Consider the following 18,749-nt stretch of genomic DNA (forward strand, 5'->3'; position numbering starts at 1 on the left):
GCGCCCGTAAAGCGGGCGCAATAATAACAACACTCAACAGGACAACAAGATGAAACACACTCTAAAATTGTGTGCTGTGGGATTGGCCGTGAGCTGTGCCCTGTCCCAATATGCGCACGCACAGGAAACAGAACAGAACAGCGGATCCGACGAGCAAGATAAAGCCAAGCAACAAGTCGAGAAAATTGAAGTACGTGGTGTACGTTCTAGTATCAAAGAGTCACTCTTTCTCAAGAAAAACGCCGTCGGCGTAATGGATGCCATCGTTGCCGAAGACATTGGTAAGTTTCCAGATCAAAACCTTGCTGAAGCGCTACAACGAATGACGGGTATCGCCATTACCCGTAACGCAGGTGAAGGACAAAACGTCACTGTGCGGGGCCTTGGCGGGGACTTTAACGTTACCACCATCAATGGTCGTAGAATGGCATCAGAGCACACTAGCCGTGACTTTAACTTCGATTTAATTGCGCCTGAGATGGTTCAAGCATTAGAAGTGTACAAGTCACCACAAGCACAAACGCAAGAGGGGGGGATTGGTTCAGTCATCAATATAAAAACCCGCCGACCGTTAGATATGGATGGCTTTACCCTCGCCGGAAGTGCCAAAGCCATTTACGAAGAACGTACCGGCGATACCAACCCTCAAGCCTCCTTCCTAATTAGTGATACCTTTTTTGACAATACCTTTGGCGCGCTATTCACCGCCGTTTATTCAGAGCGAACACAACGCGAAGACTCCTACGAGGGACAAGGGTTTTACGATCCTGAAGAAAATACCGACGTGCGAGTCCCGGTTGATAGTAACCGAAATGGTGAGCTAGATGAGGGCGAGAAAGTACACCCATCAATGATCCCAGGATATGTACGCTACTCGAACTGGCAAGACGAACGTGAGCGCATTGGTGCAAGCCTCGCCTTACAATGGCGTCCAACGAATGATATTGATGTCACCTTTGATAGCTTATACTCAAGTTACAAAACCGACGGTGAAAAATATCAAATCTCATTCGTCACCTATGATGAACCTTGGACGCCCGGGATCCCTGCAGTAGGTGAGTTAAAATTTAATGAAGATGGCAACGTCAACTACATTGAGTTAGTCGATGGTGCAATGGCTGAGCTACTGAACGTCTCTGAGCCTCGCAATACCGACACTTGGCAGGCCGGTCTTAACTTCAAGTGGTATGCCACCAGCAATCTAACGCTTGAATTTGATGTGTCTAAGTCCCGTGCCGAGCGGATCAATGATGGCGACAACCGCTACATCGTGGCGCGTGGCTTTGTTGATACCATCACCATAGATCAAACCGGCGACAACCTCCTGCCAGATGTGACTATGTCGCCAGCACTTAATGCCGATCAACCCTTTGGTGCTCACTACAGCTACAACTATGGCACTGAAGTGATAAGTGATGTTGAAGAGCTAAGGCTCGAAGGGACATTTATTCCAGAATGGGAATTTGTCAAAGATATCAAGTTTGGCTTTCATTACGGTAAGCAATCTAAAGCCAGAGATGTGAGCAAATCAAATAACCCATCGATGTTCAGTAATGGTGGGGCTTATTTTAAAAACTCAGATTACGACAGCTTTGATAACTCAAGCGTAGAAAAGCTCGGTGGCCTTAACTTATTTAGACTACCCGCAGATGTACTTGTACCCGCCAACTTTGATAACTTCCTAGATGGTGAGCCGGGCATGCACCCTGCACCGTGGGCCAGCTTCGACTACGACAAACTCTATGCTTTTTATCAATCCATTAATGCCCAAGCCGCAGATGAAAAAATTAGAGCTTCCAAGAGTCCCAAAGATTCCTACGAGCTTTCTGAGTCAACGTTTGCACTTTATTTAGAGACCAATCTAGTCGGCGAGCTGTCGGAAATGCCTTACAACTTAAACCTAGGCGTAAGAGCAATCAAAACCGAGATCACCTCTGATGGCTACGTTTTTGATTACCCAAGTCTGGTATACAACGTAGAAGAAGACGAAGATGGCGACATTATCTATCGCATAGAAGGGGATATTGCCGATTATTACTCCGATTCTTACGTAGAAGATGACTACACTGATGTACTGCCTAGCATGAACTTTAAGTTAGAAATAACAGACTCACTGTTATTTAGAACCAGCGCGGCTAAAGTTATCACCAGACCTAGCATCGATTTTCTAACCCCATATAGCTCAATTAATTTCAGTAAGTTTGAGCTTAATCTTGCCAATCCTGGGATCAAGCCACTTAGAGCAGACCAACTTGATTTGGGACTAGAGTGGTACTTCTCTGATTATGGTGCACTCACCTTTGCAACCTATTACAAAGACATTAAATCGGTTATCGCTCAGGGGCGTGTCGGTACGATAAAAGTGGGTAAATTCATAAAAGACGGCGTTGAAGTTGACGGTCCGGAATTTACTCAAGTATCGCCACGTTCTGAAGCGGGAGCAGAGATCAAAGGGTTCGAAATTGCTTATCAACAGTCATTTGAGGAATTGCTACCGGCACCTTTTGATGGCCTAGGTATGCAAATCAACTATACATTTACGGATAGTAAATACGACGACCCCGAAAAAGACGAGCTACCATTCGCTGGAATGTCTGAGCATTCTTACAATGCGGTTATCTATTATGAAAAGGATGACTACCAAGCGCGTATCGCTTACAACTGGCGAGATGATTACCTGAAGTATCCAGATGCGTGGGGCGGCCCAGAATGGGCAGCGGATTATGGTCAGTTTGATTTCAGTGCCAGCTATAATCTTACGGCAAAGACACGGATTGACCTAAACGTGACCAACCTCACCAATGAGCGTCAATGGTCATACATTAAAACCCAAGAGCAAGTGAGCCACTTGAGCCGTTACGGCCGCAGTATCAGTTTAGGCATTAACACTTCTTTCTAATCAACATGGGGCAACGCGCCCCATTCAAGGAACTTAAGATGAAGAATACAATAATGACACCGATACTGCTGTGCGCCTCGCTATTTGTCTCAGCACAAGAGGCTTATATCAGCAGTTACGGCAACGCTTGGGTCAACAACGATATTGACGCCAGCAGGCAATATATAACTCAAGCCGGAATTGCCCCATGGCAAGATAAGCAGCTTAGGTTTAATCACTATTTTTATGCCAATAACGTTGGCACCTATACCCTCTATTTACACCTTGAGAAACCAAGTGCACCAAGCACATTACTGGTAACACATAACAACAAACAAGTGACGCTTAATCTCGATAGACAAAGCCCCACTAAGATTAAAGTCGGTGACTTTGCCGTGACGCAAGTTGGCTATCAAACCGTCCAAATAACCGGTGATACATTAGCCAATGGGCGAAACAGTACCTTCCCCGCCATTACCGGATTTAGTCTCGATGGCGAGGCCATGACCCCCGCACCTAACTATGTCAAAGAAGACTTTTACTGGGGTCGTCGCGGCCCTTCGGTACACCTTTCCTATACCGTACCTGACAAAAAGGACTATAACTGGTTTTACAACGAAGTAACGGTGCCATCTGGCTATGATCCACAAGGTTCGTATTTTATGGCGAATGGTTTTGGCGAAGGGTACTTTGGTATTCAGGTAAACTCACCCACCGAGCGCCGCGTGCTATTTTCGGTTTGGAGCCCATATCAAACGGATGATCCGAGCACAATTCCCGACAACCTTAAAATCAAATTACTCGCTAAAGGCGAAGGCGTTTACGTCGGTGAATTTGGCAATGAAGGTTCTGGAGGACAAAGCTATTTACGTTATAACTGGCAGCCAGATACGACATATCGCTTTTTAGTCAATATCGAGCCCAGTACAACTTATGAAGGCCATACTGAGTATCGCGGCTATTTTTATGCGCCGGAAACCGGCCAATGGAAGCTGATCGCAGCCTTTAGCCGCCCTGAAACCAATACCTATGTTGCAAGACCGCATAGCTTTTTGGAAAACTTCTTACCCGAAGCTGGACAGTTTGAGCGTAAGGCATTTTATAATCGCCAGTTTTTGCGTGACACCCAAGGTAACTGGGTTGAGTTAAATCAGGCTAAATTCACTTATGACGCCACCGCCAGAAAAGGATCGCGTTTGGATTATCAAGGTGGTGAGGAGCAAAACCGTTTTTACTTACGTAACACCGGTTTCTTCACGGGACCCACACCTTATCTCAGCGAATTCACTCGCCCTAGCAGCAATGATGCGCCGGTGATCCCATGGCAGTCACTACAGGCACACCCTTAATTTAAATGATAGCTTCTCTCTGGTCGGCCAATGCTACCGTAGCTTTGGTCGGCTTTTACTTCTTCTATACTAACCAAAAACTCTAAATAGCGCCGAGCGGTTGAGCGGCTCACCCCCACCAATTCTCCCATTTGGGTTGCTGTAAACACCTGCTTGGGCTGGCTTTGAAATGCCGTACGAATTTTTTCCAAAGTAAGTGGGTCAACGCCTTTAGGTAGTCTAGCCATACTTTGTACGTTCGCCTGTTCACTACCAAATAAGGTGTCGACCATAGATTGCGTCACTTCATTGGCACCATCTAAACACTGCTGACGTGCTTCAAAGCGGGCGAGTGCGAGGTCGAGCCGTTCCAAGATCAGCGGTTTAACTAAAAAATCGCAGACTCCCAGACGGATCGCTTTTTCTAGCGTCGCCACTTCTTTTGCTGCGGTGATCAGCATCACTTCGCTTTTACAGCCTTGCTCGCGTAGCATCTTTAAAAACTCAAGACCGTTACCATCGGGTAGATAAATATCCAATAAAATTAAGTCGGCTTGTATCGCACTCAACAGTACCGTCGCGGTAGAAACATTGTCGCTACTGGCCACCACTCGATATTGCCCTTGCCTTGCGCTACTTGGTGTTGCCGGTGTCACTAGGTATTGCGCTAATAATTGTGCCACAGCTACTTCATCTTCGATGATCACCACAGAATAAGTCATTGTTATTGCTCTTTTACTTGCTTGGGAATAAAGACCGTGATCCTTGCACCAAGTAATTCAGACTCCCCAACCTCTAAGGTTCCGTGGCAGGAATCAAGATTTGTTTTTACGAGATATAAGCCAACACCATGTTGGTCGCCGGACTTAGTACTAAACTGCGGCGTAAACGCCTCTTCGACGTTACCAATCAGTCCAGTGCCGCTATCTTCAACATCAAAGATAATATCCTGAACCGTTTCATCCACTGTTACGACCACTTTGGCAGGCCGTAACTGTGCCGTCGTTCTCGCCGCTTCGATGGCATTATCGATGAGATTACCTAATATTGAAACTATTCGTTCCAACATCTCTTTTTGATGGATAGCACACAGCGCGCTGTCGGAACTCACCTCGAGTGCCACATTATGCTCTCGTGCTTTATGGTATTTACCGAGTAATAAGCCCGCGATCACTGGCTCTTGTATATAGGTAAGGAGGTTTTCAATTTGCGCTTGTGAGCCTTGGCTTTCTTGGCCTATCAGCTCAATCGCTTTGTCATATTGCGCCATTTGGATAAGCGCGCCAATGGTATTTAACTTGTTTGAATAGTCATGTGTTTGCACTCTCAATAGCTCTGCAAAAGCCTGTACTTTAGTGAGCTGCTTAGACACGTACTCTAGTTCATCGGAGGGCCGCATACTCAATAAAATACCTTCGTGTTGACCTTGCACTTGCAGCGCAAACCGCGACAACACCAAACGCTTGTCAGCAACAAATAGCTCAAAACCAACCAAAGGGCGATTGGGGTTATGCAACAAGAAATCGCTATGTTCTGGTAACAGATCGCTCAGGTGCAAACCTTGCTTACTCAAGCCGCGAGGCTTTTCGAGAATTTCGCACGCTCGTTGATTCAAACGGCGCACGCTGCCATCGGGGTCGAGCGCGATAATCCCCGTACGTACGGTATTCAGTATGGCCTCTTGCTCAGCAAATAAGCGCCCGATTTCATCTGGTTGCAGGCCAAAAATGGCTTGGCGGACACGTCGACCAATCCAAATCGCGGCAATGACACTGAGCAGTAACACCGCTGCAGCTCCAACAAAAACGGCAATGCTGCGCTGCAGCACCAACGACTCAACGGATTGCACTAAAAAGCCTACCGAGACTAAACCAATCACCTCACCAGCGGGAGAGTACACCGGCACTTTGCCGCGAATAGACTCACCTAAACTGCCCTGTGCCGTTGAGATATAACTCTCTCCAGACAATGCGGCTTGGCTATCCCCTCCGACCATGGTGCGACCAATTTTTTGCTCATCGGGGTGGGCAATACGTCGCGTTTCGGTGTCACCAATGACGATAAAATCTGCGCCAGTTGCCTGGCGCAGCAACTCAACATTAGTATTGAGGCGTTGGATCTGTGAGCTATCCCTATCTGTTATGAGTGCCGTCATAACATCTTCACGAACCGCCACCGCCTTAGCCAAAGCCAAGGCTTTTTCTCCCACTTCCTGGTGTAAGCTTTGCGTAATAACCTGATACACCAACGCGGTAAATAAGCATGCTTGGATCACACACAAGCCCACAACCCAAGTGATCAGTCGCGTTTCTAAGCGTTTTGGTCTGCGTGCTAATTTTTGTGATTGCGACACACGTATTTCCTCACTGCTGGGTTACTGCGCAACTTTTCGTTGCTGGAAGTACTCTTTTAATGGGATCAACAACACTAACATGGCAAGCGCAAATATGCCTAAAGTTAGTGGCCGCTCCCAAATAAAGCTAATAGAGCCATCCGAAATCATCATGGCGCGGCGGTAATTGCGTTCGATCATATCGCCAAGAATAAACCCAAGGAGCAAAGGTGCCATCGGGAAACTCAATAATCTCAGCACCACCGCCACCAAGGCAAAACCCACCATCATAAACAAATCAAAGGTATTAAATGACACCAGATACACGCCAATCAAGCTAAAGAATAAAATCATCACCGTGAGAACTGAGCGTGGCAAAGTCAAAGCCTTTGCAAAATAAGGGATCAGTGGCAAATTTAAAATCAGCAGCACAATGTTGCCAAAATACATGCTTACAATTACCGACCAAAATACCGTAGGATTGTCCTGCATTAACGTAGGGCCCGGCTGAATACCATAAGCAATCAGCGCCCCTAACATAATCGCAGTGGTGCCAGACCCCGGGATCCCAAGCGTTAACAATGGCACAAACGACCCAGTACAAGCGGCATTGTTTGCCGACTCAGGTGCCGCTAAGCCACGGATTTCACCACGCCCAAAACGCTCACGAATGGCTTTGGGTGCCAAATTTCGCTCTGTCGCATAAGCCATAAAACTTGCTATCGTTGCGCCAGCCCCCGGCAATACGCCAATGATAAATCCTAAAATTGAAGAGCGCCCCACAACTGGCGCCATTTCTTTCACTTCAGCGCCAGATAGTTTTGTTGAGCCAATAACAGGGGTGTCATCATCATTCGAACCTTGATTAGCTTTTTCTGGACGGATCACGTTGATCAGCGCCTCAGACAATGCAAAGGTTGCCATTGCGACCAACAAAAAGCTTACGCCGTCTAGCAAGTCCGCCTGACCAAAGGTAAAACGCTCAGTACCAGATGAAGGGTCTATTCCCACCGTCGACAGCATCAAGCCAAATACAGTCATCATCATGGCTTTTAAAAATTGCCCTTTTGCAGAAAAAGCAGCAATCGCAGTCAAGCCCAAAAACATCAACATCACATAGTCTGGAGACTGAAAGCTTAAGCTCACTTTTGCAAGTAGTGGTGCGGCTATCATAAGCATCAACGCACCAATCGTTCCGCCAGTAAATGAAGCATAAGCGGCAATAGCCAAAGCCTTGCCTGCATGTCCTTGTTTTGCCATTGGATAGCCGTCAAATGACGATGCCACAGTACCAGCTACACCGGGAGCGTTAATCAAAATAGAGGAAGTCGAGCCACCAAAAATTGCGCCGTAATATACGCCCGCCATTAAGATCATACCGGAGTCGGCACCGATGTTGTAAGTGATAGGGATCATCAACGCAATCGCCGTGATTGGCCCTAAGCCGGGCAACATACCGATAAAAGTACCGACAAAGCAGCCAACTATTACGTACAGTAAATTTTGCCACATAAAGGCCGTGGACAGGCCAACTAAAATACCGTCTAACATGGCTTAACTCCAAAAATCCCCAGGAACCAGATAGATCCCAAGTAGCTGCGTCATAATGGCCCAAAATACGATAACCACAGGTACCGACGCCAATAACAAAATTTGCTTACGTCGCTCACCCATAATTAAAAAGCCACAGCCTAAAAACAAAATGGTCGAGACAATAAACCCGAGTTCGTCAAGCACACTGCTGTAGATAAGCATCAATACAATCAGTGCTGCACATTGGGCGATGGTTGCCTTGGAGATAGTCTCCGTTCCTTCACGTTTATCAAGCGCAGGGACGCCTCTAAACAGTGTTGCGGCAATCGACAAAAGACAAACAATAATGCCAATCAGCGCGTATACCTTAGGCAAAGTTGCTGAGTTTACCGCCTCGTATTCTTCAAAAGGCATAATCGGGATTTGCCAAGCAGATACCGCATAGAGTGAAAACAGAATTAAAAACAGCACTGGGCCTAACAATTCTCGGTTTAACATAGTGAATTACCCACTTTTAGGTGGTGCAGTAACCTCACTGCAGCCACCTATTTAATTTAATCAGCGTCTAACGAAACCCAATTCTTCCATCACCACTTTCAGCTGCGCTTCTTGTGCCTCTAGCGCCTCAATAAACTCGTGCTGTGGCTTAAATAGATTCAACCAACCGTTGCGAGCACGCACCGCTTCCCACTCTTTGCTTTGCACCAGCTTTTGTAATCTCACGGTATATTCGTCGAGTTTTGCTTGAGGGAGATCCGGAGCCGCAAAAAAACCACGCCAGTTAACAAATTCCATGTCATAGCCTAGAGACTTCAGGGTTGGGATCTCTGGATAGTCCGCGATAGGCTCTGGCGCGGTAACAGCAAGAATGCGCGCCTGACCACTTTTTGCCATGTCGAGCGCTTCACTTAATCCGGTCGAGAGCATCTTCACCTCGCCAGATAATAAACCCGCCTTGGCTTTGCCACCGGCATCGTAAGGAATGTAACGCAGCTTACGACCGTCAACGCCTGCCGCTTTTACTGCTTGTGCTGCAACGAGATGATCCATACTGCCGCGAGCAGAACCTCCCGCGACGGTCACAGAGCCCGGGTTTACTTCTAGACGAGCAATCACCTCCTTCCAGCTCTTAAAAGGCGAATCATCACGCACCACGAATGCACCATAATCGGCAATTACGCTGGCAACAGGCGTTAAATCACGATAACTATAGGGGATCTTACCCGACAACGCGCGCAGCACGATTGGCGTTGAATTAACCATCAACATATCGCCTTTTTTATTGCCCGATTCAATCAAGTAAGCAATAGCACGGCCGCCACCACCGCCTGACATATTCTGAAACGACGCATTGGACTCAAGCCCTGATTTCACTAACGCCTCGCCCACAGCTCGAGCCGTGGTATCCCAGCCACCACCTGGACCACCGGGAATTAAAAAGTGGGTATCCGCTAATACCTGAGTAGACATCATTGCCACGCCAGCTATTGCTAATTTGAGATGCTTTAATGCAAACTTCATAACCTGCTCCCGTTAAAATAGATACTGCAAGCGTGCAGCAAAACCAAATCCTGAATCTTCGTCACCAACCAACGCGGTACTTCCTGCTCCTGAAACATCCGCATAGACAAGGTTAGCCATGAACTTTAAGCTGCTGGAATGGTAATAGGTACCGCCCAGTGTGTAGGCGTCGACTTGCGTGCCTTGGTTGGCGTTTTCAGCATCCATACTGGAAATACGCGCAACCAACTCCCACGCATTTTTTACCCCTTTAGGCTGCTTAAATACCGCAGAGCCAGCGGAATATTGTTTGTGTTCACCGGTCAAGAAATAGCTCAAGGACAAGTGATAACCCGAAATATCTCCCCCATCTAAAGCAGAAGTAGGGTCGAGGGTATCTAAGTTGCGTGTGGCATATTCGGCCTCAAGCATAAAGGCGTTGTGTTGATAAGCGAGCTCTAACCCGGCTTGTGACATGCTATCAAGGGCCACTACATCACCGCCTGCAGCATAATCCACGAGGCGCACTTTGGCTTCACGTACTTCACCGCGAGCAAGGCGATTACCCAGCGTTGCACCGCCCATATCACGGTACGAACCCCAACCACCTAAATGCAGAGTTTTACCAGGAGTGTGTTGCGACCAAGTCAAACGCCCCGAATAGGCAAGTGCCAGACGGTCATCTTGGTCACGCCCAGATGCACCAAAAGCGTCGTTTTTATATACCCCTAACGCATAGCGAAAACCGGAATCTTTAAAATATTGATAAGCTGATGCGCCCCAACGAAAGTAAGGAGAAAACGTATCAGCGATAGAGCTGCGCTCTATGGTATTGATGTGTTTGCTGCTGGTGAGCGCATTTAGGGTGATATCTTCTCTTAATTTACCAAACTGAAAGCGCGGGCCGTTGTTCCAGCCGGTATAACGCACTCTTACAGTGACTATCTCGGCATCGCCTTCAGCAAAATCGAGTAGCAACTTATGCTCCCAATCGCCTTGCTCACTCTCTACATAGGTGCGGATCCGACGCGGGAAAAAGTCGCTGGCGGCATTACCCTCATTATCGGCGCTGTATGCACCACTAAAATGGTTAAAATCGAGTTGTACACGCCCGCCAAACTCAAGGTTCAGTGATTTATTGGACTGTAATTCCTTTAATTGCGCTTCTAGCTTTGCAACCTTGCTGGCTAGTGCTTCATCTTGTTGTGCCAAAACGGGGCAAGCAGTTACTGCAATTAATGACATTGCTGCAACTGGCTTCATTATTGTTATTCTCATTGCTCTGTACTCATTTGTCTTAAACGTATTGTGACTAGCGACTACAACCTGCTATCAAGTACGAGCTTATTGTTAACCCTCAATTAACCATAGATTACGGAAATAAGTTGATTAAGTTGAGTAAAACGCGTTTTGTGCATAAAAATCATGAGCAATATGCACAAAACCAAAAGTGGTGAGGAAATAAATAACGAGTGAAGCGAAAGTATGACCGCTGCGTTAATCAAAATATCTAAGATGTGGATGATGAATTAACCTAGCTTTTCTCTGAGGCTCTGGAAACGGTGAGCCTACAAAGCTCAATATAGAATAATACTTTGCCCCCTAGAATAAGCAGAAATAAGACACACAACACACCAAAAACCATCACATTAATAAAACAATACACTCAATAAATTTAAATTTGGTGTAATTCCAACCACTTAGATCTAAATAAGAATTATTTTCAAAAAGAACATTGACAGCCCCTCAAATCTAATTGATAATCACTATCAACAAGACGAGAGTGACGGCTCAACTTGTTATCACAATAGTTTCTTGACCCGAAACAAGGCTGGTATCCACAACTACCAAGGACGTTAGCAGGCACTTGCATTGCTCCTCGTATTTAGACGCTAACTCCACTTTTTACTTGCTACATTGCTCATATCGGTGACGGTAGATATGAAATCAAAAAGCCCTGCTCAGGGCTTTTTTTATGCCCAAAATTTATTTTTACTTCGGTATTTCCTAGAAAAACAGCCGCATTAATATTAATGAGAATTATTTTCAAAAAAGTATTGACTCATTGTTAGATCTAACTGATAATCAATATCAACAAGACGGCAACGTGTTGTTTCGCCAACTCAGTTAGTAAGGTTGATAGTTGTAAAGCCCTGTCTACCTGATGTACTCGCTATCTTGAGATTGGCATTAGTACTCTAGTTTGTTTCTCGACCCTGAAACACGGCTGGCCAACGTTAATGGCTTGAATGAGCTTAATTCAGTCGCCCCTAAACCTGACTAAGTTTATTCTCACAATTTACTTGCTACATTGCTCATATCGGTGACGGTAGATATGAACGTAAAAAGCCCTGCTCAGGGCTTTTTTTATGCCCAAAATTTATATCTATTTTCAGCACTTACCGAAAAACAGTCGCACAAATATTAATGAGAATTATTTCCAAAAAGGTATTGACCTAACGGCTAATCTAATTGATAATCAATATCAACAAGAGGACATACTCTTGCTGATTCGACCCTGAATCGTGTTGTCGGTGATGTGCTACAACGCCCCTTGATGTGTATCACTGGCAACCACTTTTTACTTGCTACATTGCTCATATCGGTGACGGTAGATATGAATCAAAAAGCCCTGCTCAGGGCTTTTTTTATGCCTACATTTTCTATCAGCGTTTGTTCAGCTGTAATGTCGTGTAATCGTTTTCTTTTACTAGAATCCGTATCATTCTATTTTTCCAAAAATAACAATAATATGAACGCTCGACGCTACCGTTATAACATGTTGTTAAGCCTGCTGCTGCTGGTAGGGTTTATTTTCACCAGCTGGATAAGTATCGAGCATGCTAAACAGTCGTTGTATAAAGGGGTAAGCGATGATGCTCTGCCACTCACCAGCCATCTGATTGATTTAGACATACAAAAGCGGCTTCAAGCTCCAATCATTGTTTCTCAGCAAATGGCAAATAACGTCTTTATTAAACGTTGGCTAACGTCTTCACAGCAAGACCCTGCGCTTATTTTCACCTACTTAGAAGATACTCGAGCATTACATCACGCAAAAACGAGCTTTTTAGTGGACGACAAGAGCCTCACTTATTACCACTTTGATGGTAACACCCAGCAGTTAGACATTCGCGCCAAACAAAACGATTGGTACCGTGAAAGCCTGCATAGCGATGCTGACTATGCGCTCAATGTTGATATAGACCCAAGAGATAACAACGAAGCTATTGTTTACGTCAATCATAAAATAAAACAAAACAACGATGTGATTGGCGTTGTTGGGGTTGGTATCTTATTGGCTGATTTACACCATTTAATCGAACAATACGAAGCCAGCTATGCACGCAAACTGTACTTTATTGACCACAAAGGCAGGCTATTATTTTTTAACGATCAGACCCTATCTGGCACCAGTATTCATGATCGTTTTCCAACCCAAGCAACGGCGCTGCTCAATCAATCCGAATATCAATTTCGGTTGGAAACCGACGACCATGCCGAGTTTGTCCATTCGCGCTATTTGGACTCTATAGGCTGGTATTTAATTGTTGAGCAAACAATAGATAAATCCAGTGGAATAAACGACATACTCACAACCAATTTATGGGTAGGGAGCCTAGTCACCTTATTAATATTGGCCGTGGCGCAGTTGACGTTTAATCACTATCAAAAACGCTTAGAAAAAATGGCGAAGTACGACAAACTCACCGATACCTTTAATCGCCAAGCCTTTGAGCCACAGCTTCAGCACCATTTAGCGAAAGCGCGTACCCAATCAACCCCAGTAGTGATGTTGATGATGGACATTGACCACTTTAAACAAGTGAACGATCAACATGGCCATGTGGTAGGCGACAGAGTGCTGCAATGCTTCTCCAACGTATGTAAACGCCAGATAGAAAACAACGGTTTGCTGTGCCGCTGGGGGGGTGAAGAATTTATGGTATTGCTACCCAAAGCGACGTTAGAGCAAGGAATTGCGATTGCTGAGAAGATCCATGTTGCACTAGAGCAAGCGGAATGTGAGGTCAAAGTGACAGTCAGTATTGGCGTTGCACAATACCATATTGATGAATCAGAAGATGGTTTTATAAAGCGCGCCGATGCCGCGCTCTATCGTGCCAAACAAGGCCGGAATCAAACCAAATTCGCCGCTTAGCGGCGATTCTTACGCGCTCTTGCGCGGCGCTGACGTTTTTCGTCTTCACGCGCGGCCTTTTTAGCCTCAGCTTGTGCTCGTAACTCAGCAACCATTTCTTCTTCCGACTCTCGCATTTCCGGCGTTTCCATCGTGATCTGCCCGATAACAGCATCGCGCAGTTCGTTGATTAAAATCTCCGACATCTTATGCGTATCAACCTGATTGCCACCCTTTACACAACCACGCTTGCGGCCAGCCATCTCGATAAATGTCCAATCACAGTCCGGTAATTCGTCGAGCTTGTAACGTGCTTTTAAAAGCTCTGGATATGCACCTAGCAGATATTCAGCGGTGTAGCTCGCCACTTCTTCATAATTGATAGCCGTATCGCGAATAGCACCCGTTGCCGCCAAACGATAGCCCGAGTTTTCATTCTCAACCTTTGGCCACAACATACCCGGCGTATCGTAAAGCATAATGCCGTCTTCAAGCTTAATACGCTGTTGCGCTTTAGTTACCGCTGGTTCATTACCTGTTTTTGCAACAATTCTGCCGGCAAGTGTATTGATAAGCGTCGATTTACCCACATTTGGAATACCCATGATCATGGCTTTTAGCTGCTTATCTTGACCCACTTTATGAGGTGCAAGCTTTTTGCAAAGCGCATTAATACGCTGTACTTCATTCGCCTTATCATGACCAAACGCCAGCGCTTTTACACCGCTCTCACGTTCAAAATACTCCATCCACTGCTTGGTCAGTTCAGGATCGGCAAGGTCCGCTTTATTCATGATTTTGATAACAGGCTTGTCACCACGTAACTGCCCTACCATCGGGTTTTCGCTACTGTATGGAATACGAGCATCCAGCACTTCAATAATGACATCCATCTGCGGCATGATCTCTTTGATCTCATTGCGCGCTTTATTCATATGCCCTGGGAACCACTGTATTGCCATTATAACCACCTGTATTAATTAACTTTAAAAGCTCATATGTTGAATACCTTGCCAAACTCACACACGCCATAACGTCGTTCGTACGAAGCAAGAGATAGGTTAAGGATACAACATAGGGTACTAAACGCTTTTAATACAGCAGCAGTACCTCATCACTAAGTTGGCTATTCTACTATAAATTGACAGGATTGGGTTAATGGCTATGAATTCTATTTAATTCACGTATCACTCTCAAAATACTTGCCTATGTATCGCTGCTATGAGTAAAGTCAGCCCGTCCTCCTGACAGGTTTTGGCGCCCATCAATCACACCCAGAAAGCATAACTTCTCGGCGGGTGAACCGGCTCCCACAAAACCTTTTGCACTGCGAATTAGGAGGCTATGCTGATAGTTTTTGTAACCCTTGCAAACAGCTTCATTGCTGATGGCTTTGTGAACAGCTAACAGGCGACTTATTCCCCCTCCATCACACCCAAAAAGCATAACTTCTCGGCGGGTGAGCCGCTTCCCACGAAACTATTTGCACTGCGAATTGGGAGGCTATACTGATAGTTTTTGTAACCCTTGCAAACAGCTTATTCCATCTTCCATCACACTTTTCATGGGTGGCAACTGTCTACCCGAGAATATTGAAAAAGTGAACTTCATCAAACATCTACACTTACTTGCAGATATGGGAGATATGGAAATCACTGATATGACCAGCTTGGTTTCTAAAGCAATAAAATAACAATTAAATTGAACTCGGAACATAGAGTTAGCTTACAGACAGATTCACGAGGCATTTTGTTAGACGTTAGCAGCGCAGTGGAGAATATACTCGCCTTGAATAATCCACTCAAAAAGGGAGTGGATTATTCAAACTCAAAAACTCACAAAGTAAACTTAGACAGCAGTGCCTCTTGTTCATGGGCATTTTTCGCGAGTTCTTCGCTGGCATTATATTGTTTGTCTGAAAAGCTGCCGACCTCCACGCTAATATCGTTGATATGTATTGTATTTTTATTGATTTCTTCAATCACCACACTTTGCTCTTCTATGGCGGTTGCGATTTGAATATTGCGATCCATAAGCTCTTTTACTGCTTCTGAGATTTCTTCTAGCATATGTGTCGCTTGCTCGGTTTGTGACACACATTGCTGGGTTTTATCTCGGCTACTTCCCATAGATTGCTGAACTTGAATGGATGAGGCTTGGATCTGGTCGATCATGGATTTAATTTCAGTGGTGGATTCCTGTGTTTTTGATGCTAGAGAGCGCACTTCATCGGCCACAACCGCAAAACCTCGGCCCTGCTCTCCGGCACGTGCGGCTTCAATTGCAGCATTAAGTGCCAGTAGATTGGTTTGTTCTGCAATACCATTAATGACTGAAAGAATATTCTCGATATTTTGGCTATATTCTGCAAGTTGCGTACTCAGCTCGTACGATGCAGTAATATCGTCAGCCAAAGCATTAATTTGGCTTCGCGCTTTAAAGAATATCTCTTGCCCTTCAGAGGTCTTTTCATTCACCGAGGTGATAGAGCTTGCGGCTTGCTGCGCGTTACCCGCGATTTCGGTCGAGGTAGTGCTCATTTCATTCATCGCGGTAGCGAGGTTTTCAATTAGGCTAACTTGTTGATCAAGTTTCTGTGAGGAATGTGTCGACAGCTCTTTGGCGGCATCACTGCTTATCACCACATCGTCTGCACGTTCTTTTACGTTACTTACTAACCCATGCAAAAAGCCCAAGAACAAATTAAATTGTCGCGCTACCGTACCGCACTCATCTTCGTTCACGATTTTTAAGCGCTGAGTTAAGTCACCGCCTCCACTTGCCATGCCGGTGATTGCAGATTCCAAATCCCGTAATGGTTGGAGTAAGTGAATTGCTAACGTCCGTACGCAGAATACTCCAATAGCCACAGCTAAAATAGCAATGATCAGGGAGTTTATTGTAATTTCAGTCAGTGTTTTGTAGGCTTTTGATTTATCGATTAATACCGCCAAGTACCAGTCCGTACCAAAGGTGTTATCAAGCGAATGTAAGTAAAACAACCTTTTGCCTTCTTTGGTATCCACTTCTTGCAACTTATCTACGCTATCTAAGCGTAAAGCTGGATATACCTGTTGCAGTTTTTTGCCGTTAAATTCGGCCTGTTGATGAGAAATGACATTACCAGACTTGTCGACCAAAAAGGCATAACCGGTATTATCAAAATTGACCTGATTGACACTATTGGCGATGGTTTTTAGGCTTAAATCTCCCCCAATTACCCCTTTAAAATTACCATTCACTACAATGGGAGATACCACCGACAGCAATAACTCACCTGTCGCCGCGTCAGTATATGGACTGGTATAAACGGTTTTATTTTGGTTTTTACCAAGCTTATACCAAGCTCGCTCTCTAAAATCTACGCCCGGAGGATTTTTGCGAGTGGGGTTGTTCGACCTGAGCCCTTCCTCATTAGCCAAAGTACCAAAAGCCAGCAGAAACTCCTTTTTAAACACTGGTGTATTCAGTGCTTGTTGAAAGTTATCATCGCTAAAGTTTTGCTCTAACTGACTTTTTATCACATTAATTTGCGTTGCTTTACCGGCCAGCCAATTCTCTATGCTCACGGCAAGCAATTGCGTGCTATCCGTTACATAGGCATGGGTTTTGGTTTTTACCGAATCGCTAACAAACCAGTAAGTAGAAAGCGTCGTTGTGGTGATGATCAATAAGATCACTATGGCAGAAGTCACAGAGAACTTAGTGCGGATCTTCATATTCAACAGCCTGAATAAAAAGTGCTCGAATATCAAAAGTGTTGTCTATAATTCGATTATTGGCAACTGAGCGATGTAAAAACCATGAATTTTACTTTGAGCAACTCAACCGCACTGATTGGCCTAGCCTGTTTACTGACTTCTTCAGTAGCTTTAGCAGCCGATCGACCTGTTACCATGGCCGACATTGAAAATCTTGAGCGGCAATTAGCTGAGCTTAAAGCTCGGTTTATGACGCAAAATAGCGAACCAAAGGCCGCAGCTCCTGTGGCAAAATCAACACCACAAAGTGACCCCGTCAAACCACTTACCGAGCCCTCAACCACGCTCCAAACCTATGCCACAATACGCCCGACATTTGGCGTAATCAATCAAGATGACGCAAGTAACTGGGATGTTCGTGACGCCTTATCCCACGCAGGGATTAAAGTGACTCATGAATTTATGCCGGGCTGGCAGGCCGAACTTCATGGTGAATGGGGCATCGACCTCGCCAATGAAGGAAATTTTGGCAAGTCACGCCGTGCTTATACTGCACTAGGTACACCGTATGGTCGGTTTGGCATTGGCAAACAAAGGCCTGCACAGTATCTGTTTATTGCCGAATACGTTGATATTTTTAATCACGCCAGCAGCCCATTTGCTTACGATCCAGAGAGCATTTTTTTCGTTGATAATTTAGTTACTTACCGCTACGAATTGGGGCCGATGACGTTTATCGCCGCAGGCCAATTTAATGGTGACAAAGGCGATAACCAAACGGATTTATTCAACACTGGGTTAAGTTACGATAACGCAGGTTTACACGCAGCGATTACTTATCAACAAAACGATGTATACGATAACGAGCAGCATATTGGCGAAAACCAACTTTGGTCTGGTGCGCTGGCTTATCAATTTACCTCCCGCTTTTACGCTGCCATGGCGTATCAAGACAAAGACTATCAACGCGTGGGCGCTCTTGATTCTCGACAAGGCCACACCTTTGATCTTTCGTTGGCCTATCAACTCGCAAAACACTATAAACTCAAAACCGGATATTTTGATTTTGATGACGGTTACGGCAGTCATGATCCGCTTAATCAAAGCTTCGATGGCTACAATGTGACACTTGAGTGGCTACCAACACCGCCGCTCAGAGTGCACTTGGAGTATTTGAACAAGTCCTTTGATAATCAAGTCGATATGGACTCCATCTCCATTGGCTTTAGGTACGATTACAAGCAAGAGTGGCAATTTGATTAGCCAAGATCACAGGCTCTAAGATAATAACTTTTCAATTTGACTTGATTCATACATCAAGTATTCAAGTGAGGGT

General features: G+C 45.3%; 12 protein-coding genes. 4 read left to right on the forward strand and 8 right to left on the reverse strand.

Translation table 11 applies throughout. The features are described from left to right. Window positions 1-49: 49 nt before the first annotated feature. Window positions 50-2,899, forward strand: coding sequence for a TonB-dependent receptor (locus tag MHN30_RS16220; RefSeq protein WP_239360348.1), 2,850 nt, complete (start codon window positions 50-52; stop codon window positions 2,897-2,899). Window positions 2,900-2,937: 38 nt separating this feature from the next. Next, on the forward strand, window positions 2,938-4,227 hold the full coding sequence (locus tag MHN30_RS16225; RefSeq protein WP_239360349.1) for a DUF3472 domain-containing protein: 1,290 nt from the start codon (window positions 2,938-2,940) through the stop codon (window positions 4,225-4,227). Here the strand turns inward: MHN30_RS16225 and MHN30_RS16230 are convergent. From MHN30_RS16230 to MHN30_RS16255, 6 genes are read right to left on the reverse strand one after another with little or no spacing between them, the layout of a single operon-like run. Then, entirely contained in the window at window positions 4,224-4,928 is a 705-nt protein-coding gene (locus MHN30_RS16230) for a response regulator (RefSeq protein ID WP_239360350.1), read from the reverse strand. The genes MHN30_RS16225 and MHN30_RS16230 overlap by 4 nt on opposite strands. Before the next feature lie 2 nt (window positions 4,929-4,930). Next, complete coding sequence (locus MHN30_RS16235; RefSeq protein WP_069021685.1) at window positions 4,931-6,559, reverse strand: sensor histidine kinase; 1,629 nt, start codon at window positions 6,557-6,559, stop codon at window positions 4,931-4,933. A gap of 21 nt (window positions 6,560-6,580) precedes the next feature. After that, the gene (locus MHN30_RS16240) at window positions 6,581-8,089 is read right to left on the reverse strand and encodes a tripartite tricarboxylate transporter permease (RefSeq protein ID WP_010606897.1); all 1,509 of its coding nucleotides are present in this window, start codon (window positions 8,087-8,089) and stop codon (window positions 6,581-6,583) included. Between the two features lie 3 nt (window positions 8,090-8,092). Further along, a complete protein-coding gene (locus tag MHN30_RS16245; protein WP_130165139.1) occupies window positions 8,093-8,569 on the reverse strand; it encodes a tripartite tricarboxylate transporter TctB family protein in 477 nt (158 codons plus the stop codon). Between the two features lie 60 nt (window positions 8,570-8,629). After that, on the reverse strand, window positions 8,630-9,592 hold the full coding sequence (locus tag MHN30_RS16250) for a tripartite tricarboxylate transporter substrate-binding protein (protein ID WP_010606899.1): 963 nt from the start codon (window positions 9,590-9,592) through the stop codon (window positions 8,630-8,632). Window positions 9,593-9,604: 12 nt separating this feature from the next. Further along, entirely contained in the window at window positions 9,605-10,834 is a 1,230-nt protein-coding gene (locus tag MHN30_RS16255; RefSeq protein WP_130165264.1) for a porin, read from the reverse strand. A 1,489-nt stretch (window positions 10,835-12,323) separates the two neighbouring features. On the opposite strand from MHN30_RS16255, the gene MHN30_RS16260 reads away from it, so the two are divergent. Beyond that, complete coding sequence (locus tag MHN30_RS16260) at window positions 12,324-13,733, forward strand: sensor domain-containing diguanylate cyclase (RefSeq protein WP_130165140.1); 1,410 nt, start codon at window positions 12,324-12,326, stop codon at window positions 13,731-13,733. Here MHN30_RS16260 and ylqF read toward each other — a convergent pair. Next, window positions 13,730-14,674 (reverse strand): ribosome biogenesis GTPase YlqF, encoded by a 945-nt coding sequence (gene ylqF, locus MHN30_RS16265; RefSeq protein ID WP_039493363.1) that lies wholly within the window; start codon window positions 14,672-14,674, stop codon window positions 13,730-13,732. The genes MHN30_RS16260 and ylqF overlap by 4 nt on opposite strands. Window positions 14,675-15,547: 873 nt before the next feature. Continuing rightward, window positions 15,548-17,431 (reverse strand): methyl-accepting chemotaxis protein, encoded by a 1,884-nt coding sequence (locus MHN30_RS16270; RefSeq protein WP_130127160.1) that lies wholly within the window; start codon window positions 17,429-17,431, stop codon window positions 15,548-15,550. Window positions 17,432-17,515: 84 nt separating this feature from the next. Between MHN30_RS16270 and MHN30_RS16275 the strand changes: the two genes are divergently transcribed. Beyond that, on the forward strand, window positions 17,516-18,676 hold the full coding sequence (locus MHN30_RS16275) for a porin (RefSeq protein WP_045987857.1): 1,161 nt from the start codon (window positions 17,516-17,518) through the stop codon (window positions 18,674-18,676). Window positions 18,677-18,749: the final 73 nt, after the last annotated feature.

It is taken from the genome of Pseudoalteromonas sp. OF7H-1 (genome assembly GCF_022347825.1).
Lineage (GTDB): Bacteria > Pseudomonadota > Gammaproteobacteria > Enterobacterales > Alteromonadaceae > Pseudoalteromonas > Pseudoalteromonas maricaloris.

Coding starts and splice junctions, on each gene's coding strand:
- MHN30_RS16220 (WP_239360348.1), top strand. CDS start 50: ATGAAACACACTCTAAAATTGTGTGCTGTGGGATTGGCCGTGAGCTGT.
- MHN30_RS16225 (WP_239360349.1), top strand. CDS start 2,938: ATGAAGAATACAATAATGACACCGATACTGCTGTGCGCCTCGCTATTT.
- MHN30_RS16230 (WP_239360350.1), bottom strand. CDS start 4,928: ATGACTTATTCTGTGGTGATCATCGAAGATGAAGTAGCTGTGGCACAA.
- MHN30_RS16240 (WP_010606897.1), bottom strand. CDS start 8,089: ATGTTAGACGGTATTTTAGTTGGCCTGTCCACGGCCTTTATGTGGCAA.
- MHN30_RS16245 (WP_130165139.1), bottom strand. CDS start 8,569: ATGTTAAACCGAGAATTGTTAGGCCCAGTGCTGTTTTTAATTCTGTTT.
- MHN30_RS16250 (WP_010606899.1), bottom strand. CDS start 9,592: ATGAAGTTTGCATTAAAGCATCTCAAATTAGCAATAGCTGGCGTGGCA.
- MHN30_RS16255 (WP_130165264.1), bottom strand. CDS start 10,834: ATGAAGCCAGTTGCAGCAATGTCATTAATTGCAGTAACTGCTTGCCCC.
- MHN30_RS16260 (WP_130165140.1), top strand. CDS start 12,324: ATGAACGCTCGACGCTACCGTTATAACATGTTGTTAAGCCTGCTGCTG.
- ylqF (WP_039493363.1), bottom strand. CDS start 14,674: ATGGCAATACAGTGGTTCCCAGGGCATATGAATAAAGCGCGCAATGAG.
- MHN30_RS16270 (WP_130127160.1), bottom strand. CDS start 17,431: ATGAAGATCCGCACTAAGTTCTCTGTGACTTCTGCCATAGTGATCTTA.
- MHN30_RS16275 (WP_045987857.1), top strand. CDS start 17,516: ATGAATTTTACTTTGAGCAACTCAACCGCACTGATTGGCCTAGCCTGT.